We start from the raw sequence: 23,662 nt of genomic DNA on the forward strand, positions 1-23,662 counted from the left end.
AGGGATAGCTCGGCCTACTGGGCTTCCCGGGCGACCGGGTGAACTCCACGAGCGGCGAGGGCGACGGCGATGCGCTGGCTCACGTCGTCGATCTCCCCCAGGCCGTCGACCTCGATGAGCAGGTCGCGGTCGCGATAGACGGCGATCAGCGGCATGGTCTCGCGGGCGTAGACATCCTGGCGGTGGCGGATCGCCTCTTCCGAGTCGTCGACCCGGCCCTGTTCGATCGCGCGGCGACGCAGTCGGGCGACCACGGCATCCGTGTCTGCAACCAACTGGATCACCGCATCGAGGCTTTGTCCCTTGGCGGCCAGCAGCCTGTCGAGGAACCCCACCTGATCGAGGGTGCGCGGGTAGCCGTCGAGCAGGAACCCGTCACGGGCATCCTCCTCGTCCAGGCGGCTGCTGACCAGGGCGTTGGTCAGGCTGTCTGGGACGTAGTCGCCGGCGTCGACGATGGCTTTGACCTCGACACCGAGCGGCGTCTCGTTCTTGATGTTGTAGCGGAAGATGTCACCGGTGGCGATGGCCGGAATGCCGTAGTTCTCCGTGAGCCGTGCCGCCTGGGTTCCCTTACCTGCGCCGGGTGGCCCGACAATCAACAGCCGGCTCAACGAAGGAGTCCCTCGTAGTGGCGTTGCTGGAGCTGGGAGTCGATCTGTTTCACCGTCTCAAGTCCGACACCGACGATGATCAGGATGCTGGCTCCACCGAACGGGAAGTTCATGTTGGCGCCGACCATCGCAAGTGCGAACAGTGGGATCAGGGCGACGATACCGAGGTACAGCGAGCCTGGAAGGGTGATGCGGGTCAGCACATAGTCGAGGTACTCGGCGGTCGGACGACCCGCACGGATGCCCGGAATGAATCCGCCGTACTTCTTCATGTTGTCTGCCACTTCCTCCGGGTTGAAGGTGATGGCGACGTAGAAGTAGGTGAAGCCGACGTTGAGCAGGAAGTAGACGAGCATATACAGCGCGCTGTCGCCCGAGGTCAGGTTCTCGGTGACCCAGGTGACCCACGGCGCCGGAAGCTCACCGGTTGCCGGCTGGTTGAACTGGGCAACCAGTGCGGGCAGGTAGAGCAGCGACGAGGCGAAGATGACCGGGATGACGCCGGCCATGTTGACCTTGATCGGGATGTAGGTGTTGTTGCCACCGTAGGTACGTCGGCCGACCATCCGCTTCGCGTATTGCACCGGAATGCGGCGCTGCGACTGCTCGACGAAGACGACGGCGAACATGATCCCGATTCCCACGGCGAGCACCATGAGGAAGGTCTCGAAGTTGCGCGACTCCGCGATTCCCCAGAGGGCGGTCGGGAAGGTTGCGGCGATCGAGATGAAGATCAGCAGCGACATGCCGTTGCCGATGCCGCGCTCGGTGATGAGCTCGCCCATCCACATGATGAGGCCGGTTCCCGCGGTCATGGTGATGACCATGAGCAGGATGGCGTACCAGGCCTCGTTGGTGATGAGTGCGGAACACTCGGCTGCACCGGATGCCCCGAACAGCGTTCCGCTGCGGGCGACGGTGACCAGGGTGGTCGACTGGAGCACCGCGAGTGCGATGGTCAGGTAGCGCGTGTACTGGGTCAGGGTGGACTGGCCGGCCTGACCTTCCTTGTACAGGGCGTCGAAGTGTGGGATGACCACGCGCAGCAGTTGCACGATGATCGACGCGGTGATGTAGGGCATGATGCCCAGCGCGAAGACGGAGAGCTGCAGGAGCGCGCCGCCGCTGAAGAGGTTTACCAGCTCATAGAGGCCGGATGCGCCCTGTCCGCCAGCGAGGCACGACTGCACGTTGCCGTAGTCGATGAACGGCGTGGGGATGAAGGACCCCAGCCGGAACAACGCGATGATGCCGATCGTGAAGCCGATTTTGCGGCGAAGATCGGGCGTGCGAAAAATACGCGCGATTGCTCTGAACACGAGGCCTCCTGGTGTATTTCGGGTGAGCCAACCGGGTGGCCCTCTGCAGGGCCACCCGAACGACTACTTGACGGAGCCGCCCGCTGCGACGATCTTCGACTCAGCTGAGCCGGAGACCTTGTCTACTGCAACGTTCAGCTTAACCGCAATCTCACCTGAGCCAAGAACCTTGACCTTTTCGTTCTTGCGAACCGCACCCTTGGCGACCAGGTCGCTGACGGTGACGTCGCCACCGGAGGGGTAGAGCTCGCCGAGCTTCTCGAGGTTGACAACCTGGTACTCGACGCGGAACGGGTTCTTGAACCCGCGCAGCTTCGGGGTACGCATGTGCAGCGGCATCTGGCCACCCTCGAACCCGATACGCACCTGGTAGCGGGCCTTGGTTCCCTTGGTTCCACGGCCGGCAGTCTTGCCCTTGGACGCTTCACCACGACCGACGCGGGTCTTGGCGGTCTTGGCGCCAGGCGCCGGACGCAGGTGGTGCATCTTCAGCACCTGCGGGCGAGCTTCGACCTCGGCCTTGGGGGCCTTCTTGGCCGGAGCCTTGGCTGCAGTCTTCTTGGGGGCCGCAGCCGAGTCATCCGCCTTGGCTGCAGCAGCCTTGGTCTCAGACTTGGCAGCAGCAGCCTTCGCTGGCGCCTTCGTCTCGGTCTTCGCGGCAGCAGCCTTCGCCGGAGCCTTGGCTGCGGGAGCCTTGGTCTCGGTCTTGGCCGGAGCCTTAGCGGCAGCGGCCTTGGCCGGAGCCTTAGCGGCAGCGGCCTTGGCCGGGGCCTTGTCAGCGGCAGCCTTGGCCGGAGCCTTGGACTCTGCCTTGGCGGCAGCAGCCTTCGCTGGAGCCTTCTTCGGGGCATCCGCCTTCTCGGCGGTCGCCTTCGTTGGCTTCTTTTCGTCAGCCATTAGTCAATCTCCTCGACCTTCACCAGGTGAGCGACCGTGTTGACGTACCCGCGGTTCTGCGAGTTGTCTTCCCTGACGACGGAATCGCCGATGCGCTTGAGTCCCAAGCTGCGCAGGGTGTCGCGCTGGTTTTGCTTTTCACTGATTTTGGACTTGATCTGGGTTACCTTCAGGCGAGCCATCAGATACCTGCCTTCGCTGTGGCGTCGGCCTTGGCCGTCGCGGCCTGGATGCGCAGGATCTGCTCCGGAACGACATCCTCGATCGGAAGACCACGGCGGGCAGCAACTGCGGACGGCTCTTCGAGCGCCTTCAATGCGGTGACCGTGGCGTGAACGATGTTGATCGTGTTGGAAGAACCAAGCGACTTGCTCAGCACGTCGTGGATTCCGGCGCACTCGAGTACGGCGCGAACCGGACCACCGGCGATAACACCGGTACCGGCAGCAGCCGGGCGAAGGAGGACGACGCCTGCAGCGGCCTCACCCTGCACCGGGTGCGGGATGGACTTGCCGACGCGGGGAACGCGGAAGAAGTTCTTCTTCGCCTCTTCGACGCCCTTCGAGATCGCGGTAGGCACTTCACGTGCCTTGCCGTAGCCAACGCCGACCATGCCGTTACCGTCACCGACGACCACGAGGGCGGTGAAGCTGAAGCGACGACCACCCTTCACGACCTTGGAGACGCGGTTGATGGTCACAACGCGTTCGAGGAACTGGCTCTTGTCAGAGTCGCGGCTCCCACGCTGCTGGTTCGGGTTGCGCTCGCGTCCACCACGACGGGCCTCACGAGGCTCGTTCTTGGCGGGCTCGGTCGCTGCGGCGGTTTCCACCGGCGCTACGACTTCAGCAACTTCAGCCACAGCCTTCTCCTTGTTAGTTGTTTCGTCGCTCACAGGTTCAATCCACCCTCTCGAGCTCCCTCGGCGATCGCCGCAACGCGTCCTGCGTAACGGCTACCACCACGGTCAAATACGACGTCGGCTACGCCGGCGGCCTTGGCGCGCTCGGCGACGAGCTCGCCCACCTTGCGTGCCTTTGCGGTCTTGTCGCCGTCGAGTCCGCGCAGGTCGGTCTCCATGGTCGACGCCGACGCGAGGGTGTGTCCCTTGCTGTCATCGACGACCTGCACGAAGACGTGACGAGCCGAGCGGGTGACGACCAGGCGCGGACGCGCCTCGGTGCCGACAACCTTCTTGCGAAGGCGTGCGTGCCTGCGAGCCTTGGCAGCAGACTTGCTCTTACCTCTAGTTCCGAGAGCCATGATTATTTACCACTCTTTCCGGCCTTGCGGCGGACTACCTCGCCTGCATAGCGAACGCCCTTGCCCTTGTAGGGCTCTGGCTTGCGCAGCTTGCGAATGTTTGCGGCGGCCTCTCCGACAGCCTGCTTGTCGATGCCGTGCACCGTCAGCTTGGTGTTGCCTTCAACGGCAAAGGAGATGCCTGCGGGGGGATCGACCGTGATCGAGTGGGAGAAGCCGAGGGCGAACTCGAGCGAGTTGCCCTTCGCCGCCACGCGATAACCGGTTCCGACGATCTCGAGGCCCTTGGAATAGCCCTCGGTGACACCGATGATCTGGTTGTGGATCAGGGTGCGGGTCAGACCGTGCAGCGAACGCGATTCGCGCTCATCGTCCGGGCGGGTGACCAGAACCTGGCTGTCCTCGACCTTCACCTCGATGGGGCTTGCGACGGTGAGCGACAGCTCACCCTTCGGGCCCTTGACGGTGACGGCTGAACCGTCAACCTTGATGTCGACACCAGCCGGGATGTCGATCGGAAGTCTTCCAATACGTGACATGACGGATTACCACACGTAGGCGAGGACTTCCCCACCCACGCCCTTCTTAGAGGCCTGGCGGTCCGTGAGGAGGCCAGACGAGGTCGAGAGGATAGCGACGCCGAGTCCACCGAGAACGCGGGGGATCTCCGTCGACTTTGCGTAGACGCGAAGGCCGGGCTTCGAAACGCGCTTGATGCCCGCAATGGAGCGCTCGCGGTTCGGGCCGTACTTCAGGTCGATGGTGAGCGTGGTGCCAACGCGGGCATCCTCAACCTTCCAGTCGCCGATGTAACCCTCAGACTTGAGGATCTGGGCGATGTGGGACTTGAGCTTGCTGTTCGGCATCGACACGGTCTCGTGGTACGCCGAATTCGCGTTGCGCAGTCTGGTCAGCAAGTCTGCGACCGGATCTGTCATTGTCATGTGGTTTGTTTCCTAATCTCGATTGGTTTCGACATCCGGTGCACGAATGCCGACCTGGTCGATCGGTGGAGCGTTGGTAATGCTAGGGAGTGTTCTCTGCGTTGCGGAACGGGAAGCCGAGCGCCTTGAGCAGCGCGCGTCCTTCCGCGTCGTTCTTCGCGGTGGTCACGATGGTGATGTCGAAGCCGCGCACGCGGTCGATCTTGTCCTGGTCGATCTCGTGGAACATCGACTGCTCGTTGAGGCCGAAGGTGTAGTTGCCGTGGCCGTCGAACTGCTTGTCGCTCAAGCCCCGGAAGTCACGGATACGCGGAAGCGCGAGCGTGATCAGGCGGTCGAGGAACTCCCAGGCGCGGTCGCCGCGAAGCGTGACGTGTGCGCCGATCGGCTGGCCCTCACGCAGCTTGAACTGGGCGATCGACTTGCGAGCAGCAGTGACCTGCGGCTTCTGGCCGGTGATCGCGGTGAGGTCCTTGACGGCGCCATCGATGATCTTGCCGTCGCGGGCAGCCTCACCGACACCGGTGTTCACGACAACCTTGACGATGCCGGGCACCTGGTGCACGTTGGTGAACTCGAAGTCCTTCTTCAGTTGTGCCGCAATCTCGTTGCGGTACTTCAGCTTGAGGCGCGGCTGGATTTTGCCAGTCGTCACAGTTGCTGTGTCAGTCATTACAGGTCCTTACCTGACTTCTTGGCGTAGCGGACGCGGACGGTCTTGGAAACGCCGTCCTTCTCCACTACCTCGTTGCGGAAGCCGACGCGGGTCGGCTTCTTGGTCTCTGGGTCAACCAGGGCGACATTGGAGATGTGAACGGGAGCCTCGAACGTCTCGATGCCACCGGTCTTCGTGCCCCGCTGCGACTGGCCGACACGGCTGTGCTTGGTGACGTAGTTGATGCCCTCGACGATGACCTTGTTCTTGTCAACAAACACCTCGAGCACACGGCCCTGCTTGCCTCGGTCGCCACCGCGAGCCTGGCTGCGGCCGCTGATCAGCTGGACGACGTCGCCCTTCTTGATGTTCGCCATGACTAAATAACCTCCGGTGCCAGCGAGATGATCTTCATGAACTTCTTGTCACGGAGTTCACGACCGACCGGCCCGAAGATGCGGGTGCCACGGGGGTCACCGTCGCCCTTCAGGATGACCGCTGCATTCTCGTCAAACTTGATGTATGAGCCGTCGGGACGACGGGTCTCTTTCTTGGTCCGAACGATGACAGCCTTGACGATGTCACCCTTCTTCACGTTGCCGCCCGGGATGGCGTCCTTCACCGTGGCGACGATGACGTCACCCAAACCGGCATAGCGACGGCCGGAGCCGCCGAGAACGCGAATCGTGAGCAGCGTCTTGGCGCCGGTGTTGTCGGCGACCTTGACTCTGGATTCCTGCTGAAGCATCTCTTCTACCTTTCAGAGCAAGCCCGGGGGCTTACTTGGCCTTCTCGAGAATTTCGACGAGGCGCCAACGCTTTGATGCACTCAGCGGGCGGGTCTCACTGATGACAACCAGGTCGCCGATGCCGGCCGAGTTGGTCTCGTCGTGCACCTTGCGCTTCTCGGTGCGGCGGATGACCTTGCCGTACAGCGGGTGCTTCACGCGGTCCTCGACCTCGACGACGATAGTCTTGTCCATCTTGTCGCTGACGACGTAACCACGCTCGGTCTTGCGGTAGCCGCGGACGAGCTTGGCTTCGTCGGCGACTGGTGCTGCGGTCTTCGCAGTATCGGTCTTAGCCATTACTTGGCCTCCTCGGTCTTTGTCGCGGAATCGTTGCTCGCCGCGGTCTCGGCAGGCTCGACCTCCGACGCTGGAGCGTCGGACGCCTTGGCCTTGGTCTTCTTGGTGGCCTTCGGAGTGGCTTCAATCGGCGCGGGCGTCGCCCGGATGCCCAGCTCGCGCTCACGGATGACCGTGTAGATGCGGGCGATGTCGCGCTTGACAGCGCGCAGGCGTCCGTGGCTCTCCAGCTGGCCGGTGGCCGACTGGAAGCGCAGGTTGAAGAGTTCCTCTTTGGCCTTCTTCAGTTCGTCGACGAGTCGATCGTCTTCAAAAGTGTCGAGTTCGTCTGGTGCGAGCTCCTTGGATCCGATCGCCATTATGCGTCGCCCTCCTCGCGCTTGATGATGCGCGCCTTCAATGGAAGCTTGTGGATGGCACGGGTGAGTGCCTCGCGGGCGACCGTCTCGTCAACGCCGGCGAGCTCGAAGAGCACGCGACCCGGCTTGACGTTGGCGATCCACCACTCGGGCGAACCCTTACCGGAACCCATGCGGGTTTCGGCAGGCTTCTTGGTCAGCGGGCGGTCCGGGTAGATGTTGATCCACACCTTTCCACCACGCTTGATGTGACGGGTCATGGCGATACGAGCTGCCTCGATCTGCCGGTTCGTCACATAGGCGGGGGTGATGGCCTGGATGCCATACTCACCGAACGACACCTTCGTGCCACCGGTCGCGTGACCGGTACGGCTCGGGTGGTGCTGCTTGCGGTGCTTGACCTTACGTGGAATCAACATGACTAGCCCTCTGCTCCTACTGCTGCTACTGGAGCGGCTTCGGCCTTCGGCGCGGCACCTGCACCGGCACCCCGGCGGGGACGGTCGTCGCCACCGCGACGCTCAGGGCGCGAAGACTTGGCGTTTGCCTGCTCGCGAGCAAGTTCCTTGTTGGTGATGTCGCCCTTGTAGATCCAGACCTTGACACCGATGCGTCCGAACGTCGTGCGGGCCTCGTAGAAGCCGTAGTCGATGTTGGCGCGCAGCGTGTGCAGCGGAACCCGACCCTCACGGTAGAACTCGGAACGGCTCATCTCCGCGCCGCCGAGGCGACCGGAGACCTGGATGCGAACGCCCTTGGCGCCGGCACGCTGGGCGCCCTGCAGACCCTTGCGCATTGCGCGGCGGAACGCCACACGAGCGGAAAGCTGCTCGGCGATCCCCTGCGCGACCAGCTGAGCCTCAGCCTCGGGGTTCTTCACCTCGAGGATGTTCAGCTGGATCTGCTTGGAGGTCAGCTTCTCCAGGTCGGTGCGGATGCGCTCAGCCTCGGCTCCACGACGACCGATCACGATGCCCGGACGGGCGGTGTGAATGTCGACACGGACGCGGTCGCGGGTGCGCTCGATCTCGATACGCGCCACGCCGGCGCGGTCAAGGGATGTCTTCAGCATCTCGCGGATACGGACATCCTCTGCCACGTAGTCGCTGTAACGCTGACCGACCTTGGTGCTGTCGGAGAACCAGCGCGACGCGTGGTCGGTGGTGATTCCCAGACGGAAACCGTAGGGATTTACTTTCTGGCCCATTACTTCTTTCCTGCCTTCGCAGTCGTCTTCTGGGGGGCGTCGGTCTCATCAGGCGTGGCCAGGACCACGGTGATGTGGCTGGTGCGCTTGAGGATCTGGAACGCACGGCCCTGAGCACGCGGCTGGAACCGCTTCAGGGTCGTACCCTCGTCGACGTATGCGGATGAGACGAACAGGTCCTGCTCATCCAGGAAGGTGTTAGCGGCATCCGCCTTGACTCGCGCATTGGCGATGGCTGATGCGACCAGCTTGTACACCGGCTCGCTCGCACCCTGCGGGGCGAACTTCAGGATGGCCAGGGCCTCCTGAGCCTGCTTGCCGCGGATCATGTTGACAACGCGACGAGCCTTCATGGGGGTCACGCGGATGTGTCGCACGCGTGCGATCGACTCCACCATTTCTCTACCTCCTTGCGCCACCGCGGTTAGCGGCGGCGACCCTTCTTGTCGTCCTTCACGTGTCCACGGAAGGTGCGGGTGGGAGCAAACTCTCCGAGCTTGTGCCCAACCATGGTTTCGGTGATGAACACCGGGATGTGCTTGCGACCGTCGTGCACCGCGATGGTGTGGCCCAGGAATGCCGGGACGATCATCGAGCGGCGCGACCAGGTCTTGATCACGTTTTTGTTGTTGGCTTCGTTCGCCTTGGCCACCTTGCGAAACAGGTGGTCATCAACGAAGGGGCCCTTCTTAAGACTGCGTGGCATCTTCTGACTCTCCTACTAGCGCTTCTTGCCGGCGTTGCGGCGGCGAACGATGAGCTGGTCGCTCTCTTTGTTCTGGTGACGGGTGCGGCCTTCTTTTTTGCCCCAGGGGGTGACCGGGTGACGTCCACCGGAGGTCTTGCCCTCACCACCACCGTGCGGGTGGTCGACCGGGTTCATGACGACACCACGCACTGTCGGGCGGACGCCCTTCCAGCGCATGCGGCCGGCCTTGCCCCAGTTGATGTTCGACTGCTCGGCATTGCCGACCTCGCCGATCGTCGCGCGGCAACGAGCATCCACGTTGCGGATCTCGCCGGACGGCATGCGCAGCTGCGCGTAGACGCCCTCCTTGGCGACCAGGCGAACGGATGACCCGGCAGAGCGCGCAATCTTCGCGCCCCCGCCCGGCTTCAGCTCGATCGCGTGGATGACGGTACCGACCGGGATGTTCTTCAGCGGAAGGTTGTTGCCCGGCTTGATGTCGGCCGATGCGCCCGACTCGACGACGTCGCCCTGCTTCAGCTTCTCCGGCGCGATGATGTACCGCTTGGTGCCGTCGACATAGTGGAGCAGTGCGATCCGAGCCGTGCGGTTCGGGTCGTACTCGATGTGAGCAACCTTGGCGTTGACGCCGTCCTTGTCGTTGCGACGGAAGTCGATGACGCGGTACTGGCGCTTGTGCCCACCACCGATGTGACGGGTGGTGATGCGGCCGGCGTTGTTGCGGCCACCGGTTTTCGGCAGCGGGCGCAACAGCGACTTCTCCGGGGTCGAACGCGTGATCTCGGCAAAGTCTGCAACCGAAGAACCGCGACGACCTGGAGTCGTGGGCTTGTACTTACGAATAGCCATTAGTTTCCTCTGCTCCCTAGCCGACAGCCGTGAAGATGTCGATGGAACCGGACTTGAGCGTGACGATCGCACGCTTGGTGTCTTTGCGGCGGCCGATGCCGAACTTGGTGCGGCGGGTCTTGCCGACCTTGTTCAACGTGTTGATGGACGCGACCTTGACGTTGAAGATCTTCTCGATGGCGAGCTTGATCTCGGTCTTGTTCGCGCGGGGGTCCACCTCGAAGGTGTACTTGCCCTGGTCGATCAACCCGTAGCTCTTCTCAGAGACGACCGGCGACAGGATGACGTCGCGCGGGTCCTTGTAGCTGGTGGCGGCGGTCATGCGCTGACCTCTTCCTTCTTGTCGGCCTTGCGCGCGACAAACGCGTCGAAAGCACCCTTGGTGAAGACGATGTCATCGCTCACGAGCACGTCGTAGGCGTTGAGCTGGTCGTAGGGAAGCACGTGAACGGTCGGGATGTTCCGGACGCTCTTGTAGCTGAGTTCGTCGCTGCGCTCCAGGACGATCAGTACGTGCTTGCTCGTGGCGATGCCCTCGAGCAGCGACACGATGGCCTTGGTCGAGGGAACGTCTCCAACGGAGAGCGAGTCGACGACGTGGATGCGTCCGCCGCGTGCGCGGTCGGAGAGTGCACCGCGAAGTGCTGCGGCGATCATCTTCTTGGGGGTGCGCTGCGCGTAGTCACGCGGCGTCGGCCCGTGGACGATGCCACCACCGGTCATCTGGGGAGCGCGGATCGAACCCTGACGAGCGCGACCGGTCCCCTTCTGCTTGAACGGCTTGCGACCAGCACCGGAGACTTCGCCCCGGCCCTTGGTGCTGTGCGTGCCCTGGCGAGCCGCCGCGCGCTGCGCGACGACGACCTGGTGAATGAGTGGGACGTTGGTCTGCACGTCGAAGGTCTCTGCGGGAAGGTCGACCGAGCCGACCTTCTTGCCCTTCGCGTCGATGACGTCAATTGCGGTAGCCATGGAACTAGGCCCCCTTCACTGCGTTGCGAACGAAAACGATGCGGCCGCGAGCTCCGGGAACTGCGCCCTTGACGAGCAGCAGGCCCTTCTCCAGGTCGACCGAGTGAACCTGGAGGCCCTGCACGGTGACACGGTCGCCACCCATACGGCCGGCCATCTTCATACCCCTGAAGACGCGGCTGGGGGTCGAGGATGCGCCGATGGAACCCGGCTTGCGGTGGTTGCGGTGGGCACCGTGGGATGCGCCGACTCCGTGGAAGTTGTGGCGCTTCATGACGCCGGCGAAGCCCTTGCCCTTGCTGGTGCCGACGACGTCGACCTTCTTGCCTGCCTCGAACACGTCGACGGCGAGCTCCTGGCCGAGCGTGTACTCGCCGGCATCCGTGGTGCGAACCTCGGTGAGGTGGCGGCGCGGCGTGACGCCGGCCTTGTCGAAGTGTCCAGTAGCCGGCTTGTTCGCCTTGCGCGGGTCGATCTGGCCGTAGGCGATCTGGATCGCGCTGTAGCCGTCAACCTCGGGCGTGCGCACCTGGGTGACAACGTTCGGGGTGATCTGGATGACGGTAACCGGGATGAGCTTGTTGTTTGCATCCCAGACCTGGGTCATGCCGAGCTTGGTGCCCAGCAGACCTTTACTGGTCGTAGTTGTAGACATGGGATTCCTTACAGCTTGATCTCGATGTTGACGTCTGCCGGCAGGTCGAGACGCATCAGCGAGTCGACAGCCTTCGGCGTCGGGTCGATGATGTCGATCAGACGCTTATGGGTGCGCTTCTCGAAGTGCTCGCGGCTGTCCTTGTACTTGTGAGGAGAGCGGATCACGACGATCACGTTCTTCTCAGTCGGAAGGGGCACCGGACCAACCACGGTCGCGCCCGCACGGGTGACCGTGTCTACGATCTTGCGCGCCGAGCTGTCGATGACCTCGTGGTCATACGACTTAAGTCGGATGCGGATCTTTTGTCCCGCCATGTCTGACTCTCTCTCTTTAGTACCGAATGCATCCGTTGGAATGCACGCTGCGAAACACTTCTGCTGTCGCACCACTGTTTTGATGTCAATCGCCGGATGTTCATCCGACGCCGTACCCGCCACCGCGCGGGAGCCGGAGCCCTCGCTGGACGCACGCGTAACCGCGTGAATCTGAGGTGGTTGGTTAAGCTTTGTTCTGCTACCCGCGGCCTAGGCAATGCTTGTGAGCATCGAACCTATGCACTGCCTGGCAGTGATCCCGGCCGGGAGAATTTTCACCCGGTGGAAATGTTGAACTAGAAGAGTCTGTCACAGAGTTTGACGTGCTGCAACCCGGGCGTGTCGCGCTTCGGCGTGTCGCGCCCAGCGCACACACATCTCGCCCGCCGTCGGGCCTCTCAACGAGCGGATCCCCCTGAAAGTGCCCGTTCCGGAGAGATGCACCCGTTCCGCCGGGCACATCTCTCCGGAACGGACACTAATGCTGCGAACGGATGCTGACGCGACGCAATCCTGCAGACTCCAGTCGGTCGATGAACGGTTGAACGAGCTCGAGATCACGCCACACCCATCGCCGGAGTTGCACGTCGTGCTCGCCGAGTTCATTTTCACGCTGTTTCTCCGCCCAGAAAACTTCCGTTGCTGTTCGACCCTGCGTGTACTCGGGCTTCAGATACTTGTCTTTGCCATCGAACTCGCCGAGGAGACGGATGCCTTCCCACCAGAAATCTGCGAAATGCCGACCGCCAATACTGCGGGGAAACTCATGCTGGAGTTCGGGTGCAGGAAAACCGAGTTCGTGAATCAGTACCCGGCTGAAAGACTCCCCTGGAAGCTTCGCCAACGGAGACGCGAACTCGATGGCGCGAAAGGCACGACGCTGCCCCGAGACCAGATCTTGATGTGCCATCGCTGACAACAGATCATCCTTCGTGACCAATCCCTTGTGGAGAGCGTGATCAATCGCAGCCACCGCATCGCGAAATCGGGCCACCCTGGCCAAATCCGTCAGAGTGCGGACCAAGCTGGTCGTCAGTGCAGCATCGCCGATGACAATCTCACCCGAACTGAGTCCGCCGCGGTGCACAATGACACCGTTCTTGGATCGCCGACCCGATTGGGGCTCGACTGTGACATGAACTTCGTGGGGCCACCTGTTCACGATCGGCAGCTGCCAGAGCCGGGCAGCTGAATAGTGCGAGACCACAACCGGGCTGCGCCGTGTGCCGACCACCGCAGCGATTCTCAGGCTGTACCGCTCGTCACGAGTCGCGTCGCCTGTGAGGTCTGTGGGTACATACGCGCCCCTGCGGATCCTCGACAGCTCCTTATGCCGATACGCCACGCGGAGCGGTCGATCGTCCTCCCCTGCGCGAGCGAGATCGCCTACGAGGATGAGTCCATTGGGCTTCTGAAAGGCATTGTTCATGACACGAATGTGCCAAGCATCCATTCCGCCGGTTCATCGGTTGCCGTTTCGGCGGACTTTTCCGGGCGGGACGCACCTGTGAGGGAGGAAAGCGACTTCCCGAATGTGCCCGTTCCGGAGAGAAGTGCCCGGCGGAACGGGTGCATCTCTCCGGAACGGGCACAATCGTCGGCGGTGGCCCGGGCGGCGTGCGCGCGAGGGGGCGGGACGGGATGCGGCGGCGGGACGGGACGGCGGGACGGGACGGCGGGGCGGGCGCGCCGTCGGCGGAGGGCGGTGGGGCGGGCTAGTTGTTGCCTACGCGCTTGTCGGCGTTGTCCCGGGCGTCATCCACCTGCTGCTCGAACTTGTCGCCGGTGACCTTGTTGACCGCATCCTTGGCGCCGTCGAGTAGCTTGTCGCTCACGTCTTCAGCCTGCTCGCTGTTCAGCGCATCCTTCACCCGGTCGTCAGCCAGGAACTCCTGCGCCTTCTTGGTCACGTCGTCGAATCCGGCCATGGTGAACTCCTTTGCTCGCGAACTGCGTTGCCGATCACGATACGTCGCCTACCGGTCGCCCACTGCAGATGTTCAGGTGAATAACAGGTTGCGCAACTCCGACTCGACGGAAGCCGTGCGGGCCGGGTCGATCGTGGTACCCGCGTTGTAGAGGTCGACGATGCGCGGATCGACGTAGCTCTTGCGGGCGATCGCCGGGGTGTTGCCGAGTACCTCTGCCGCATCCCGCATCGCCTCGGCGACAGCGCGCGTTCGCCCGGTCTTGGTGCGCTCCGGGTCGTGCCTGGCCAGACTCACAGCGGCCGCCGCTGTGCCCGCGAGCGTGCGGAAGTCCTTCGACGTGAAGTCACCGCCGGTGCGCTCCCGCACGTAGTCGTTGATGTCGGCGGGGGTCAGCGGATGCCAGTTGCCACCGTCGTCGCGGAACGCCAGCAGGCGGGCACGCCCGCCCCGACGCTTGAGCCCCCGAACCACTGACGCCAGGTCCGGGTCGCTGACGACGGACGACCACTCCTGCCCGCTCTTCGATGGGAACTCGAGCACCACGTCATCGCCGGAGACTGTCGCGTGTGAGCCTCGGAGCGTGCACAGCCCGAAGCTGCCGTTGGCCTCGGCGTATTGCTCGGAACCGACCCGCAGGTTGGCGGTGTCGAGCATCCGGAATGCCGCAGCCAGCGCGCGGGTCTTCGTCGGTTCCGGGCCCCGCAGGTCCATCGTCACCTGCCTCCGCGCGACCGGCAGGGACTCGGCAAGCGACAGGGAGCGGTCGAACTTCAGCCGGTCCTTCTGCTCCCGCCAAGTCGGGTGATAGAGGTACTGACGACGCCCAGCCGCGTCCACACCGGTGGCCTGGATGTGGCCGTTCGGGTACGGGCAGATCCAGACATCCGTCCAGGCCGGGGGGATCGCCAGGTGCGCGATCCGCTCGCGCAGCGCCTCATCCGTCACCGTGTTCCCGTTCTGGTCGCGATAGCTGAAGCCCCGCCCGGACCTGACCCGGCGCACTCCAGCAGTGGAGAGGTCGGTTCGGCGGAGCCTCGGCATCGGCGCGTTCAGGCTCGCGTGGGACTGGAGCGGAAGAAGCCCAGGTGGGTGACCAGCAGCGAGATGACGGCGGCAACGAAGAAGAACACCGTCGGCACCAGGGTGATGGCGAACAGGAACAACCCCCAGCCGCCCCCGACCAGTGAGAACACCAGCCAGCCCACCGCAGTGAGAACGCAGGCGACGATGGTGCTCACAACGCCGGTCAGGAACTTTATTCCGGATGCTCGGAGCCGGTTGCGCAGATTGCCGATCAGTACCAGCAGGGTCCAGAGCGCCAGCACCGGCCAGAGCACGCCGAACACGAGACGGGGAGACGTATCGAAGAAGGCGGTCGTGGCATCCGCACCGTCGACGAGGTCGAGGAGGGCGATTCCGACGATGGTGAGCACCAGGGCGACAAGGAGCGCCACAACGGTTTCGGCGATGGCTCGACCGGTCATCTTGCTCCTTTGTTGTTCTGCTGCACAGGATAGTCGGCGGGGCGCTCTGAGTGACGCCTTAACGACGAAGGGGCCGAGCCTTTCGGCCCGACCCCTTCGTGCAGAAGTTGTTACTTGAGAACCTTGACTACCTTGCCGGCGCCGACGGTGCGGCCACCTTCACGGATTGCGAAGCCGAGGCCTTCTTCCATGGCGATGGGCTGGATCAGCTCAACGGTCATTTCGGTGGTGTCGCCGGGCATGACCATCTCGGTGCCCTCAGGCAACGTGATGACGCCGGTGACGTCCGTGGTGCGGAAGTAGAACTGCGGGCGGTAGTTCGCGTAGAACGGGTTGTGGCGCCCACCCTCATCCTTGGACAGGATGTAGGCGGTGCCCTCAAAGTTGGTGTGAGGGGTAACCGAACCCGGCTTGACGACAACCTGGCCGCGCTCGACGTCTTCGCGCTTGGTGCCACGAAGGAGCAGACCACAGTTCTCGCCGGCCCACGCCTCGTCGAGCTGCTTGTGGAACATCTCAATACCCGTGACGATGGTCTTCTGCGTCGGGCGGATGCCGACGATCTCGACCTCGGAGTTGATCGGGAGGGTTCCACGCTCGGCGCGGCCGGTGACGACTGTTCCACGACCGGTGATCGTGAAGACGTCCTCGATCGGCATCAGGAACGGCTTGTCCTTGTCGCGAATCGGGTCAGGAACGTTGTTGTCAACGGCTTCCATGAGCTCCAGAACCGAGTTGACCCACTTCTCTTCGCCTTCAAGTGCCTTAAGGCCTGACACGCGAACAACGGGGGCGTTGTCGCCGTCGAACTCCTGGCTGGAGAGCAGTTCGCGAACCTCGAGCTCGACGAGCTCCAGGATCTCTTCGTCCTCAACCATGTCGGACTTGTTCAGCGCCACCAGCAGGTACGGAACACCAACCTGGCGGGCCAGCAGAACGTGCTCGCGGGTCTGCGCCATCGGGCCGTCGGTAGCGGCAACCACGAGGATTGCGCCATCCATCTGAGCAGCACCGGTGATCATGTTCTTGATGTAGTCGGCGTGACCAGGGGCGTCGACGTGAGCGTAGTGACGCTTCGGGGTCTCGTACTCGACGTGCGAGATGTTGATCGTGATGCCGCGCTGGCGCTCTTCCGGTGCGGAGTCGATCGTGGCGAAGTCGCGCTTGACGTTGGTCGCCGAGGGGTACTTGTCTGCAAGCACCTTCGAGATGGCGGCCGTCAGCGTGGTCTTTCCGTGGTCGACGTGACCGATGGTTCCGATGTTTACGTGCGGCTTCGACCGCTCGAACTTGGCCTTAGCCACAGTGGTCCTCCTCAGGACGATCGTTTAGTGCATCCGATGGTAACCGGATGCCCTTGGGTTGGAGTGTGTATTTATGTTACGGGATACAGCGGGGACGCTAGTACATGGGGATTACCCCGGTACTATTCGCCCTTGTTCTTCTGGATGATCTCGTCGGCGACAGCCTTCGGGACTTCGGAGTAGCTGTCGAACGACATCGAGTACACGGCACGGCCGGAGGTCTTCGACCTCAGGTCGCCCACGTAGCCGAACATCTCGGACAGCGGAACGTTGGCCCGGATGACCTTCACGCCGGTCGCGTCTTCCATGGACTGGATCTGACCACGACGGGAGTTCAGGTCACCGATGACGTCACCCATGTATTCCTCAGGGGTGCGGACCTCGACGGCCATGAGCGGCTCGAGCAGCACGGGGTTGGCCTTGCGGGCCGCTTCCTTGAACGCCATCGAACCGGCCAGCTTGAACGCCATCTCCGAGGAGTCGACGTCGTGGGCTGCACCATCGAGAAGGATTCCCTTGACGCCGACCAGGGGGTAGCCGGCAAGGACGCCGACTGCCATGGCGGACTGGAACCCCTGGTCGACAGAACCGATGTACTCGCGCGGAACGCGGCCACCGGTGACCTTGTTCTCGAACTCGTAGATCTTGTCGCCTTCAACATCCAGCGGCTCGAGCGAGATCTGCACCTTGGCGAACTGGCCGGATCCACCGGTCTGCTTCTTGTGGGTGTAGTCGTGCTTGTCCACGATGCGGCGAATCGTCTCGCGGTAGGCCACCTGGGGCTTGCCCACGTTGGCTTCGACGTTGAACTCGCGCTTCATCCGGTCGACCAGGATGTCGAGGTGAAGCTCACCCATTCCCTTGATAACCGTCTGGCCGGTGTCCTGGTTCTGCTCGGTGCGGAACGTCGGGTCTTCCTCGGCCAGCTTCTGGATGGCTGTTCCCAGCTTTTCCTGGTCGGCCTTGGTCTTCGGCTCGATGGCCACCTCGATGACCGGCTCGGGGAAGGTCATCGACTCGAGGACGACCTGGCTGTTGGGGTCGCACAGGGTGTCGCCGGTCGTGGTGTCCTTGAGCCCGATGACGGCGTAGATGTGCCCAGCGGTGACGCTGTCAACAGGGTTCTCCTTGTTGGCGTACATCTGGAAGATCTTGCCGATGCGCTCCTTCTTCCCCTTGGTCGAGTTCACGACCTGGCCACCACTGTCAAGGTGTCCGGAGTAGACGCGGATGTAGGTGAGCCGGCCGAAGAACGGGTGGACGGCAACCTTGAACGCGAGAGCCGCGAACGGCTCCTTGGCGTCGGGGTGGCGCTCGATGACCTTGTCTTCGTCGCGCGGGTCGCGGGCGTCGATGGCACCGACGTCGAGCGGGTTCGGCAGGTAGTCGATGACAGCATCCAGCATCGGCTGGACGCCGCGGTTCTTGAACGCCGAACCGCACAGCACCGGGTAGATCTCGCTGTTGACGGTGAGCTTGCGGATGGCTGCCTTGATCTCGGCCACGGTGAGCTCTTCGCCACCGAAGTAGCGCTCCATCAGGGCGTCATCGGTTTCGGCGACAACCTCGAGCAGGGCGGTGCGGTACTCCGCAGCCTTCTCCTTGAGGTCTTCCGGGATCTCCTCGATGGCGTACTTGGCGCCCATCTCGACGTCACCCTTGGAGTCACCGCGCCAGGTGAGTGCACGCATCTCGACCAGGTCGACGACACCCTCGAAGCCGGACTCCTCGCCGATGGGCAGCTGAAGAACCAGCGGCTTCGCACCGAGGCGCTTGATGATGGTGTCGACGGTGAAGTAGAAGTCGGCACCCATCTTGTCCATCTTGTTGACGAAACAGATGCGGGGCACGTTGTACTTGTCGGCCTGGCGCCAGACGGTCTCGGACTGGGGCTCAACGCCCTCCTTGCCGTCGAACACGGCAACCGCACCGTCGAGCACGCGGAGCGAACGCTCCACCTCGACGGTGAAGTCGACGTGGCCCGGGGTGTCGATGATGTTGATCTGGTTCTTGTTCCAGAAACAGGTCACGGCAGCGGACGTGATGGTGATGCCACGCTCCTGCTCCTGCTCCATCCAGTCCGTCGTCGAGGCGCCGTCGTGGGTCTCACCGATCTTGTGGTTGACGCCCGTGTAGAACAGGATGCGCTCAGTGGTCGTCGTCTTGCCGGCATCGATGTGAGCCATGATGCCGATGTTGCGGACCTTGTTCAGGTCGGTGAGCACTTCCTGTGCCACGTGGTTCCTCCGAAGTTTTTGGTGAGTGAATGATTGTGAACCCCGCTGATCGAGCTTGTCGAGATCCGGCCCTGCGACAAGCGGATGCTCGGGGAGCGTGCCTGCGTAGGACGGTCTCGACAAGCTCGACCAGCTAGAACGGGTTACCAGCGGTAGTGCGCGAAGGCCTTGTTGGCGTCAGCCATCTTGTGGGTGTCTTCGCGGCGCTTGACTGCGGCGCCCAGGCCGTTAGACGCGTCGAGGATCTCGTTGGTGAGACGCTCGGTCATCGTCTTCTCGCGGCGACCCTTGGCGTAGGTGGTGAGCCAGCGCAGCGCGAGGGTGTTCGCGCGGTGCGGCTTGACCTCGACCGGCACCTGGTAGGTCGATCCACCGACACGGCGGGAGCGGACCTCGAGGGTGGGGCGGACGTTGTCGAGTGCCTTCTTCAAGGTGACGACGGCATCCTGACCATTCTTGGCCGCAACGGCCTCGAGTGCGTCGTAGACGATGCGCTCAGCGAGCGCCTTCTTGCCGTCGAGCAGGATCTTGTTGACGAGCTGGCTGACGATGGGGGCGCCGTATACAGGGTCGCTGACCACGGGGCGCTTGGGTGCTGGTCCCTTGCGAGGCATTACTTCTTCTCCATCTTCGCGCCGTAACGGCTGCGAGCCTGCTTGCGGTTCTTGACAGCCTGGGTGTCGAGAGCGCCGCGGACGATCTTGTAGCGGACACCGGGGAGGTCTTTCACACGACCGCCGCGAACCAGCACCATCGAGTGCTCCTGCAGGTTGTGGCCTTCACCGGGGATGTAGGCGGTGACCTCGGTGCCGTTGGAGAGCTTGACACGGGCGACCTTGCGGAGAGCCGAGTTCGGCTTCTTCGGGGTGGTCGTGTAGACGCGGGTGCAAACACCGCGCTGCTGGGGGTTGGCCTTAAGGGCTGGCGCCTTGGTGTTGACCACCTTGGGAGTGCGACCCTTGCGGACCAACTGCTGAATAGTTGGCACTACTTGTAACTCCTTGAATTGACTGCACGGTGACAGTTACTGCTGCATTTGACTCTCGATCCGGATGTCCGGACCGAGTGCCTGTGGACCCACCAACAGCACAGAAGGACTCTGATTTTGGTGAGGTGGGTATGCCGTGGGGGCCCCCGCGAATCGTCAGATATCGCAGTTCGAATACTCAGCCCTTCGGCCAGGAGTTCAGACCCAATTCCGGTTGGTGCCGATTACAGGCGATCCTCCGTGTTTTGGGCACGGCGTGATCGCACAACAAAGCGCACACCGGAAAATACTATCCGCTGGGGTGGCGGCGGTCAAATGGCGTCTCGGCAAGCTCGACCCCGCTTAAGGGCTCGACCAGCCTGGAGGCTAGGAGAAACCGAGGGGCTGGTTGTCGAGTTCACGCTCGTATGCGGCACGGGCTTCGAGGTTGCGCTCCTTGACCTTGCGGCCGCGGGAGGCGATGGGGGCACCAAACCAGATGGTGACTTCACGGGCCAGGATGGCGGCGACGATGAGGGGCGCGCTCAGGGCCAGCTGGCTGAAGGCCTGGTTGGCTTCTGTGGGCGTCATGCCGAAGAGTCCTTCGAGCAGGAGAATAATCCCGATCGATAGGAAGTAGACGGCCACAGCGAGAAGGAAGCTCGAGAGTACCCAGGCCACCCAGCTGCCGCGATTCACCACTAGCGCGAACATCACGAACATCACGAAGAACACCGCGACCGGAACCCAGAAGGCACTGCTGCTGATAAACCCGAGAATGGACCCTCCGAAGGCGTTCTGCGGCCGGACGAGCAGCATGATCAGCGCGATCACCGCCGCCAACAGGACCGCGAACACTAATGTCCCCAGGAATGCGAAGAGCAGACCGAACCCGCGGTTGCCCTTGGCCTTCGGGGCAACCGGCGCAGCCACGTAAATCGTCTGGGGTCGCGACGCCGCGACTACCGGCTGAGCCTCGACAGTGCGCGGCTCGTCGATGTGCTCGTCATATCCCGCGGCCTCCGTGGTCTCGAGCGGCGCCTCCTGCTCGGGGGCGGCCGTCTCGCGCACAACGGGGGTCGGCTGCGGAGTGGCCGGCTCGACCAGGGGAACCGGCTTCTCGTCGACCTCAGGCGTTGCACCAACGGCGGGCTCGGCGGCCGGGGCAGGCTCGACCAGGTCTGGCGCGGCATCCTGAACTTCCGGATGCTCGGTGGCGACACTATCGAAAACCGGGGTTTCCTCTTCACCGGATGCCGATGCCTCGCGTTCGGCAGTTGCTTCTTCAGCTGCGGGGCTCGCGGTACCGTTTGCCACCTCGTCGTTGTCTCTAGGTCGGGTTGGGTCGCTCACAGAAAACTCCTCACGGGCCGAAACGGCCATCGGTGCAGTGGGACCACTGTAGCAATGCCACTCGAACGAGGGACATTTCGTCAGCTATCCGGCTGCTGCGGGTGCTTCCGTCTCGGTTGCGGGCGGTGCCGGAATCTGGCTGGGCTCCAGCAAGACGAACACCTGACCTGTTGTGTTGAGAATGACTGGCGAGTCAGCGGACATGATGCCTTCGGTAAGGCTCAGGTCGTGGACCAGGAATAGGCGTTCACCTGCCTGAACATCGGCAACGAAGTTCATGGCCTGCGCATACGTGCCCGTGACCGTCATGTTCACAGAGATCCCGAGAAAGTTGTCACTGGTGACGCTGTTCGCCGCGGCGGTGAGTTCCGGATCAGTCGGCGCTTCCTCTGAGGGAACATAGGCAATGGGATCGGTGACGGTGATCGAGGTAATGATGACGCCGTGCGCGATGGCCTTCGCGTTGAGCTGGCTGATGAGGTCGGGCAACGCCGCAGCGTTGGGCACTGCCACCTGGAGTGCCGCCAACTGCTCCTCGAGCTGGTCCATGTCTTCGAACTGCTCCTCGAGCGCGACGAGGGTGGCCTCATGCACCGCGTTCTGCACTTCGACGGCCTCCCTGTCGGTGTTCGCCGCGCTCGCCTCGGTGAGCTTCGGCGAGATGCCGAACAGCCAGGATCCGACCAGCAAAGCAGCAATGAGCACTATTGCCCCCAAGCTCCACAATCTGCTTGTTGACATGGTCACTCCTCCTCTTCTGTGGCGGGTTCGCCATCAGCACTGGGGGCAGCGTCATCTTCGCCCTCTGCTGGGGTGGTCTCTTCCGGCACTTCTTCGAAGAACCGCCTCTCGAACGCATCCGCGTTGACGTTGAGCACGACGTTGGCCATGTAGACGCCTTCCTGCAACGTGATCGAGGTGACCGTGGAGTCGGCATATCCGCGCAGCCCGCGAAGAGCCACCATCCACTGGTCGATCTCGGCGAGGCCGGGGCTGGCTGCGCTGAGCGACAGGCTGGCCACTCGTTTCGTCTGCAGCGGAACGGTGAGTTCTGGCGGCACCTCGAAGGCCGACACTGAGTCGACGGTGAAGGTGGTGATGGAGACGCCGGCGGGCACCGTGCCCTGGACGGCCGCCAGGTATTCGCGCCAGAGCACTTCGGCTGCAGACCCAACCAGGCGTGCATCCTCGACAACCGCGAGCTGGTTCGCTGCTGCCCGTGCGTCCGAATACTTCAGCTGCTCCTGCAGCAGTTCCTGGGTCCTCGACTGCTCTGCGGCGAGGCGTTCCTGGCTCTGCAGGGCAAGGGTGGTCGCGAAGACGTATCCCCCGGCACAGAGCACCATGACGAGCACCACGAGGGCGAGCAGCACCCGCCGTGACTTGCGGGCCTGCTTCGCGGCCTTGATCTCTGGCGGCAGAAAGTCGATTCGCGGCTCGCCGCCAACGATGATCCCTGCGGTGTTGCTCCGAGTGCTCATGCTTTGCTTCCCAACGCGAGGCCGAGCGCAATGGTCATCGCACCGCGGCTGACCGATTCGTTCTTCTCTGTGGAGCGCATCATCTTGACCCCGCCAAAGGCGTCATCCGAACTGACCGGCACCCTGGTCAGTTCGCCTAGGGCAGACTCGAATCCGGGCAGCTTCGAGCCGCCTCCGGTCAGGACGATTCGCCCGATGGTCTCGTCTTGGCGAGCGTTGACATAGTAGTTGAGTGTGTTGCGCAGCCCGTTGAGAAGCTGGCCGGTGACCTCATGGATGACCTCGACGGCCGGCCGATGCTCCGGCGCAACCCCGGTCGTGATGATGCCGAGCACTCGCTTGGCTTTCTCGGCAGTCGCATTCGTCATGTCCAGTCGTGACATCAGCGCCTTGGTGATCTCGTCACCGCCGGCCGGAATAATGCGCACGAACTGGGGCACACCATTGGTGGCAATGATGACATTTGTCGTGGTCGCACCGACATCAATCAACGCCACGGTGCCTGCGGTGGCCTGCCCTCGCATGTGGGCACGAGTGAGGGCGAACGGAATGAGGTCGACCTCGACCGGGTTCAAACCCGCCAGCTGGGCTGCTGTCACGTTCGCCAGTACTGCCTCTTTCACGGCGGCGACGAGCAGACCGTGTACCACCGGGCCACCCTCACTGGTTCCCTCGGCGATCGGGTAGAAGTCGAGAATCGCTTCAGCCACAGGCACCGGCAGCATATCCTGCACCTGGAACGGCAGGGATTCCCGCAACTGCTTCATCGGAACCTTCGGAACGGTCAGATCTCGAGCGAGCACCCGCTGGTTGCCCATGCCGAGCACGACATCCTTACTCTTGAACCCGCCATCGAGCCACAACCGCTTGAGTGCCGCGGCCACTGTGTGCACTTCGATGACGTCGCCGCTTCGGGCTGCGCCCTCTGGGAGCGGAACTTCATGAAAGCGCGCCACCGTCGGATGGCTGCTTGCCGCATCCATTACCTCGACCGCGCGAATCGAATCGTTTCCGATATCGATGCCGACTATCCCCTTGGCCACGATTTTTCCTTCTT

General features: G+C 63.1%; 34 protein-coding genes. All 34 read right to left on the minus strand.

Annotated elements, in window-relative coordinates; translation table 11 throughout:
• Positions 1-14: 14 nt before the first annotated feature.
• A complete protein-coding gene (locus ACX3PH_RS01235; protein WP_459088549.1) occupies positions 15-614 on the minus strand; it encodes an adenylate kinase in 600 nt (199 codons plus the stop codon).
• Entirely contained in the window at positions 611-1,933 is a 1,323-nt protein-coding gene (secY, locus tag ACX3PH_RS01240) for a preprotein translocase subunit SecY (protein ID WP_459088551.1), read from the minus strand. Before secY ends, ACX3PH_RS01235 begins: the two co-directional genes overlap by 4 nt.
• 63 nt (positions 1,934-1,996) lie before the next feature.
• Positions 1,997-2,830, minus strand: a complete 834-nt coding sequence (gene rplO, locus ACX3PH_RS01245; protein ID WP_459088553.1) for a 50S ribosomal protein L15 — start codon at positions 2,828-2,830, stop codon at positions 1,997-1,999.
• On the minus strand, positions 2,830-3,012 hold the full coding sequence (gene rpmD / locus ACX3PH_RS01250) for a 50S ribosomal protein L30 (protein ID WP_459088555.1): 183 nt from the start codon (positions 3,010-3,012) through the stop codon (positions 2,830-2,832). The genes rplO and rpmD overlap by 1 nt, the downstream gene beginning before the upstream one ends.
• The gene (gene rpsE, locus ACX3PH_RS01255) at positions 3,012-3,725 is read right to left on the minus strand and encodes a 30S ribosomal protein S5 (protein ID WP_459088557.1); all 714 of its coding nucleotides are present in this window, start codon (positions 3,723-3,725) and stop codon (positions 3,012-3,014) included. The genes rpmD and rpsE overlap by 1 nt, the downstream gene beginning before the upstream one ends.
• A complete protein-coding gene (gene rplR, locus ACX3PH_RS01260) occupies positions 3,722-4,093 on the minus strand; it encodes a 50S ribosomal protein L18 (protein ID WP_459088559.1) in 372 nt (123 codons plus the stop codon). The genes rpsE and rplR overlap by 4 nt, the downstream gene beginning before the upstream one ends.
• Positions 4,094-4,095: 2 nt before the next feature.
• Complete coding sequence (rplF, locus tag ACX3PH_RS01265) at positions 4,096-4,632, minus strand: 50S ribosomal protein L6 (protein ID WP_459088561.1); 537 nt, start codon at positions 4,630-4,632, stop codon at positions 4,096-4,098.
• Positions 4,633-4,638: 6 nt separating this feature from the next.
• The gene (gene rpsH, locus ACX3PH_RS01270; protein ID WP_459088563.1) at positions 4,639-5,037 is read right to left on the minus strand and encodes a 30S ribosomal protein S8; all 399 of its coding nucleotides are present in this window, start codon (positions 5,035-5,037) and stop codon (positions 4,639-4,641) included.
• Between the two features lie 82 nt (positions 5,038-5,119).
• The gene (gene rplE, locus ACX3PH_RS01275) at positions 5,120-5,710 is read right to left on the minus strand and encodes a 50S ribosomal protein L5 (protein WP_459088565.1); all 591 of its coding nucleotides are present in this window, start codon (positions 5,708-5,710) and stop codon (positions 5,120-5,122) included.
• A complete protein-coding gene (rplX, locus tag ACX3PH_RS01280) occupies positions 5,710-6,069 on the minus strand; it encodes a 50S ribosomal protein L24 (protein WP_459088567.1) in 360 nt (119 codons plus the stop codon). Before rplX ends, rplE begins: the two co-directional genes overlap by 1 nt.
• 2 nt (positions 6,070-6,071) lie before the next feature.
• Positions 6,072-6,440: a 50S ribosomal protein L14 gene (gene rplN, locus ACX3PH_RS01285; RefSeq protein ID WP_459088569.1), complete on the minus strand. Its 369-nt coding sequence runs from the start codon at positions 6,438-6,440 to the stop codon at positions 6,072-6,074.
• A 31-nt stretch (positions 6,441-6,471) separates the two neighbouring features.
• The gene (rpsQ, locus tag ACX3PH_RS01290; protein WP_459088571.1) at positions 6,472-6,780 is read right to left on the minus strand and encodes a 30S ribosomal protein S17; all 309 of its coding nucleotides are present in this window, start codon (positions 6,778-6,780) and stop codon (positions 6,472-6,474) included.
• On the minus strand, positions 6,780-7,139 hold the full coding sequence (rpmC, locus tag ACX3PH_RS01295; protein WP_459088573.1) for a 50S ribosomal protein L29: 360 nt from the start codon (positions 7,137-7,139) through the stop codon (positions 6,780-6,782). The genes rpsQ and rpmC overlap by 1 nt, the downstream gene beginning before the upstream one ends.
• Positions 7,139-7,558: a 50S ribosomal protein L16 gene (rplP, locus tag ACX3PH_RS01300; RefSeq protein ID WP_459088575.1), complete on the minus strand. Its 420-nt coding sequence runs from the start codon at positions 7,556-7,558 to the stop codon at positions 7,139-7,141. The genes rpmC and rplP overlap by 1 nt, the downstream gene beginning before the upstream one ends.
• 2 nt (positions 7,559-7,560) lie before the next feature.
• A complete protein-coding gene (rpsC, locus tag ACX3PH_RS01305) occupies positions 7,561-8,346 on the minus strand; it encodes a 30S ribosomal protein S3 (RefSeq protein WP_459088577.1) in 786 nt (261 codons plus the stop codon).
• Complete coding sequence (gene rplV / locus ACX3PH_RS01310) at positions 8,346-8,744, minus strand: 50S ribosomal protein L22 (RefSeq protein WP_459088579.1); 399 nt, start codon at positions 8,742-8,744, stop codon at positions 8,346-8,348. Before rplV ends, rpsC begins: the two co-directional genes overlap by 1 nt.
• A 26-nt stretch (positions 8,745-8,770) precedes the next feature.
• Positions 8,771-9,052: a 30S ribosomal protein S19 gene (gene rpsS / locus ACX3PH_RS01315; protein WP_459088581.1), complete on the minus strand. Its 282-nt coding sequence runs from the start codon at positions 9,050-9,052 to the stop codon at positions 8,771-8,773.
• Positions 9,053-9,067: 15 nt separating this feature from the next.
• Complete coding sequence (gene rplB, locus ACX3PH_RS01320; protein ID WP_459088583.1) at positions 9,068-9,904, minus strand: 50S ribosomal protein L2; 837 nt, start codon at positions 9,902-9,904, stop codon at positions 9,068-9,070.
• Positions 9,905-9,920: 16 nt separating this feature from the next.
• Positions 9,921-10,226, minus strand: coding sequence for a 50S ribosomal protein L23 (gene rplW / locus ACX3PH_RS01325; protein WP_459088585.1), 306 nt, complete (start codon positions 10,224-10,226; stop codon positions 9,921-9,923).
• Positions 10,223-10,876, minus strand: a complete 654-nt coding sequence (gene rplD, locus ACX3PH_RS01330) for a 50S ribosomal protein L4 (protein ID WP_459088587.1) — start codon at positions 10,874-10,876, stop codon at positions 10,223-10,225. The genes rplW and rplD overlap by 4 nt, the downstream gene beginning before the upstream one ends.
• Before the next feature lie 4 nt (positions 10,877-10,880).
• Positions 10,881-11,531 carry a 50S ribosomal protein L3 gene (gene rplC, locus ACX3PH_RS01335; protein WP_459088589.1) on the minus strand — a complete coding sequence of 217 codons (651 nt, stop codon included), beginning with the start codon at positions 11,529-11,531 and terminating at the stop codon, positions 10,881-10,883.
• Positions 11,532-11,539: 8 nt separating this feature from the next.
• Complete coding sequence (gene rpsJ / locus ACX3PH_RS01340; RefSeq protein ID WP_147783478.1) at positions 11,540-11,848, minus strand: 30S ribosomal protein S10; 309 nt, start codon at positions 11,846-11,848, stop codon at positions 11,540-11,542.
• Positions 11,849-12,326: 478 nt separating this feature from the next.
• The gene (locus ACX3PH_RS01345; RefSeq protein WP_459088592.1) at positions 12,327-13,277 is read right to left on the minus strand and encodes a hypothetical protein; all 951 of its coding nucleotides are present in this window, start codon (positions 13,275-13,277) and stop codon (positions 12,327-12,329) included.
• A gap of 286 nt (positions 13,278-13,563) precedes the next feature.
• Positions 13,564-13,776, minus strand: coding sequence for an antitoxin (locus ACX3PH_RS01350; RefSeq protein WP_459088594.1), 213 nt, complete (start codon positions 13,774-13,776; stop codon positions 13,564-13,566).
• A gap of 72 nt (positions 13,777-13,848) precedes the next feature.
• A complete protein-coding gene (locus ACX3PH_RS01355; protein ID WP_459088596.1) occupies positions 13,849-14,820 on the minus strand; it encodes a DNA topoisomerase IB in 972 nt (323 codons plus the stop codon).
• Between the two features lie 8 nt (positions 14,821-14,828).
• Positions 14,829-15,263: a hypothetical protein gene (locus ACX3PH_RS01360; protein WP_459088598.1), complete on the minus strand. Its 435-nt coding sequence runs from the start codon at positions 15,261-15,263 to the stop codon at positions 14,829-14,831.
• 110 nt (positions 15,264-15,373) lie between these two features.
• Positions 15,374-16,567 carry an elongation factor Tu gene (gene tuf / locus ACX3PH_RS01365; protein WP_459088600.1) on the minus strand — a complete coding sequence of 398 codons (1,194 nt, stop codon included), beginning with the start codon at positions 16,565-16,567 and terminating at the stop codon, positions 15,374-15,376.
• Positions 16,568-16,689: 122 nt separating this feature from the next.
• Positions 16,690-18,804 (minus strand): elongation factor G, encoded by a 2,115-nt coding sequence (gene fusA, locus ACX3PH_RS01370; protein ID WP_459088602.1) that lies wholly within the window; start codon positions 18,802-18,804, stop codon positions 16,690-16,692.
• A 143-nt stretch (positions 18,805-18,947) separates the two neighbouring features.
• Positions 18,948-19,418 carry a 30S ribosomal protein S7 gene (gene rpsG / locus ACX3PH_RS01375; protein WP_459088604.1) on the minus strand — a complete coding sequence of 157 codons (471 nt, stop codon included), beginning with the start codon at positions 19,416-19,418 and terminating at the stop codon, positions 18,948-18,950.
• Complete coding sequence (rpsL, locus tag ACX3PH_RS01380) at positions 19,418-19,792, minus strand: 30S ribosomal protein S12 (RefSeq protein ID WP_459088606.1); 375 nt, start codon at positions 19,790-19,792, stop codon at positions 19,418-19,420. The genes rpsG and rpsL overlap by 1 nt, the downstream gene beginning before the upstream one ends.
• Positions 19,793-20,158: 366 nt before the next feature.
• On the minus strand, positions 20,159-21,124 hold the full coding sequence (locus ACX3PH_RS01385) for a hypothetical protein (RefSeq protein ID WP_459088608.1): 966 nt from the start codon (positions 21,122-21,124) through the stop codon (positions 20,159-20,161).
• Between the two features lie 84 nt (positions 21,125-21,208).
• Positions 21,209-21,865 carry a type IV pilus inner membrane component PilO gene (locus ACX3PH_RS01390; protein WP_459088610.1) on the minus strand — a complete coding sequence of 219 codons (657 nt, stop codon included), beginning with the start codon at positions 21,863-21,865 and terminating at the stop codon, positions 21,209-21,211.
• Positions 21,866-21,867: 2 nt separating this feature from the next.
• The gene (locus tag ACX3PH_RS01395; protein WP_459088612.1) at positions 21,868-22,605 is read right to left on the minus strand and encodes a hypothetical protein; all 738 of its coding nucleotides are present in this window, start codon (positions 22,603-22,605) and stop codon (positions 21,868-21,870) included.
• Complete coding sequence (pilM, locus tag ACX3PH_RS01400) at positions 22,602-23,648, minus strand: type IV pilus assembly protein PilM (protein ID WP_459088614.1); 1,047 nt, start codon at positions 23,646-23,648, stop codon at positions 22,602-22,604. The genes ACX3PH_RS01395 and pilM overlap by 4 nt, the downstream gene beginning before the upstream one ends.
• Positions 23,649-23,662: the final 14 nt, after the last annotated feature.

Source organism: Homoserinimonas sp. A520 (assembly GCF_054489245.1).

Coding starts and splice junctions, on each gene's coding strand:
- rpsG (WP_459088604.1), bottom strand. CDS start 19,418: ATGCCTCGCAAGGGACCAGCACCCAAGCGCCCCGTGGTCAGCGACCCT.
- rplO (WP_459088553.1), bottom strand. CDS start 2,830: ATGGCTGACGAAAAGAAGCCAACGAAGGCGACCGCCGAGAAGGCGGAT.
- rplW (WP_459088585.1), bottom strand. CDS start 10,226: ATGACCGCCGCCACCAGCTACAAGGACCCGCGCGACGTCATCCTGTCG.
- ACX3PH_RS01360 (WP_459088598.1), bottom strand. CDS start 15,263: ATGACCGGTCGAGCCATCGCCGAAACCGTTGTGGCGCTCCTTGTCGCC.
- rpsQ (WP_459088571.1), bottom strand. CDS start 6,780: ATGGCTAAGACCGATACTGCGAAGACCGCAGCACCAGTCGCCGACGAA.
- ACX3PH_RS01345 (WP_459088592.1), bottom strand. CDS start 13,277: ATGAACAATGCCTTTCAGAAGCCCAATGGACTCATCCTCGTAGGCGAT.
- rpsJ (WP_147783478.1), bottom strand. CDS start 11,848: ATGGCGGGACAAAAGATCCGCATCCGACTTAAGTCGTATGACCACGAG.
- ACX3PH_RS01390 (WP_459088610.1), bottom strand. CDS start 21,865: ATGTCAACAAGCAGATTGTGGAGCTTGGGGGCAATAGTGCTCATTGCT.
- rplV (WP_459088579.1), bottom strand. CDS start 8,744: ATGGTGGAGTCGATCGCACGCGTGCGACACATCCGCGTGACCCCCATG.
- rpmC (WP_459088573.1), bottom strand. CDS start 7,139: ATGGCGATCGGATCCAAGGAGCTCGCACCAGACGAACTCGACACTTTT.
- ACX3PH_RS01395 (WP_459088612.1), bottom strand. CDS start 22,605: ATGAGCACTCGGAGCAACACCGCAGGGATCATCGTTGGCGGCGAGCCG.
- rplE (WP_459088565.1), bottom strand. CDS start 5,710: ATGACTGACACAGCAACTGTGACGACTGGCAAAATCCAGCCGCGCCTC.
- ACX3PH_RS01350 (WP_459088594.1), bottom strand. CDS start 13,776: ATGGCCGGATTCGACGACGTGACCAAGAAGGCGCAGGAGTTCCTGGCT.
- ACX3PH_RS01355 (WP_459088596.1), bottom strand. CDS start 14,820: ATGCCGAGGCTCCGCCGAACCGACCTCTCCACTGCTGGAGTGCGCCGG.
- rplP (WP_459088575.1), bottom strand. CDS start 7,558: ATGTTGATTCCACGTAAGGTCAAGCACCGCAAGCAGCACCACCCGAGC.
- rplF (WP_459088561.1), bottom strand. CDS start 4,632: ATGTCACGTATTGGAAGACTTCCGATCGACATCCCGGCTGGTGTCGAC.
- rplB (WP_459088583.1), bottom strand. CDS start 9,904: ATGGCTATTCGTAAGTACAAGCCCACGACTCCAGGTCGTCGCGGTTCT.
- rplR (WP_459088559.1), bottom strand. CDS start 4,093: ATGGCTCTCGGAACTAGAGGTAAGAGCAAGTCTGCTGCCAAGGCTCGC.
- rpsH (WP_459088563.1), bottom strand. CDS start 5,037: ATGACAATGACAGATCCGGTCGCAGACTTGCTGACCAGACTGCGCAAC.
- rpmD (WP_459088555.1), bottom strand. CDS start 3,012: ATGGCTCGCCTGAAGGTAACCCAGATCAAGTCCAAAATCAGTGAAAAG.
- rplX (WP_459088567.1), bottom strand. CDS start 6,069: ATGGCGAACATCAAGAAGGGCGACGTCGTCCAGCTGATCAGCGGCCGC.
- rplD (WP_459088587.1), bottom strand. CDS start 10,876: ATGGCTACCGCAATTGACGTCATCGACGCGAAGGGCAAGAAGGTCGGC.
- rpsC (WP_459088577.1), bottom strand. CDS start 8,346: ATGGGCCAGAAAGTAAATCCCTACGGTTTCCGTCTGGGAATCACCACC.
- rplN (WP_459088569.1), bottom strand. CDS start 6,440: ATGCTTCAGCAGGAATCCAGAGTCAAGGTCGCCGACAACACCGGCGCC.
- rplC (WP_459088589.1), bottom strand. CDS start 11,531: ATGTCTACAACTACGACCAGTAAAGGTCTGCTGGGCACCAAGCTCGGC.
- rpsS (WP_459088581.1), bottom strand. CDS start 9,052: ATGCCACGCAGTCTTAAGAAGGGCCCCTTCGTTGATGACCACCTGTTT.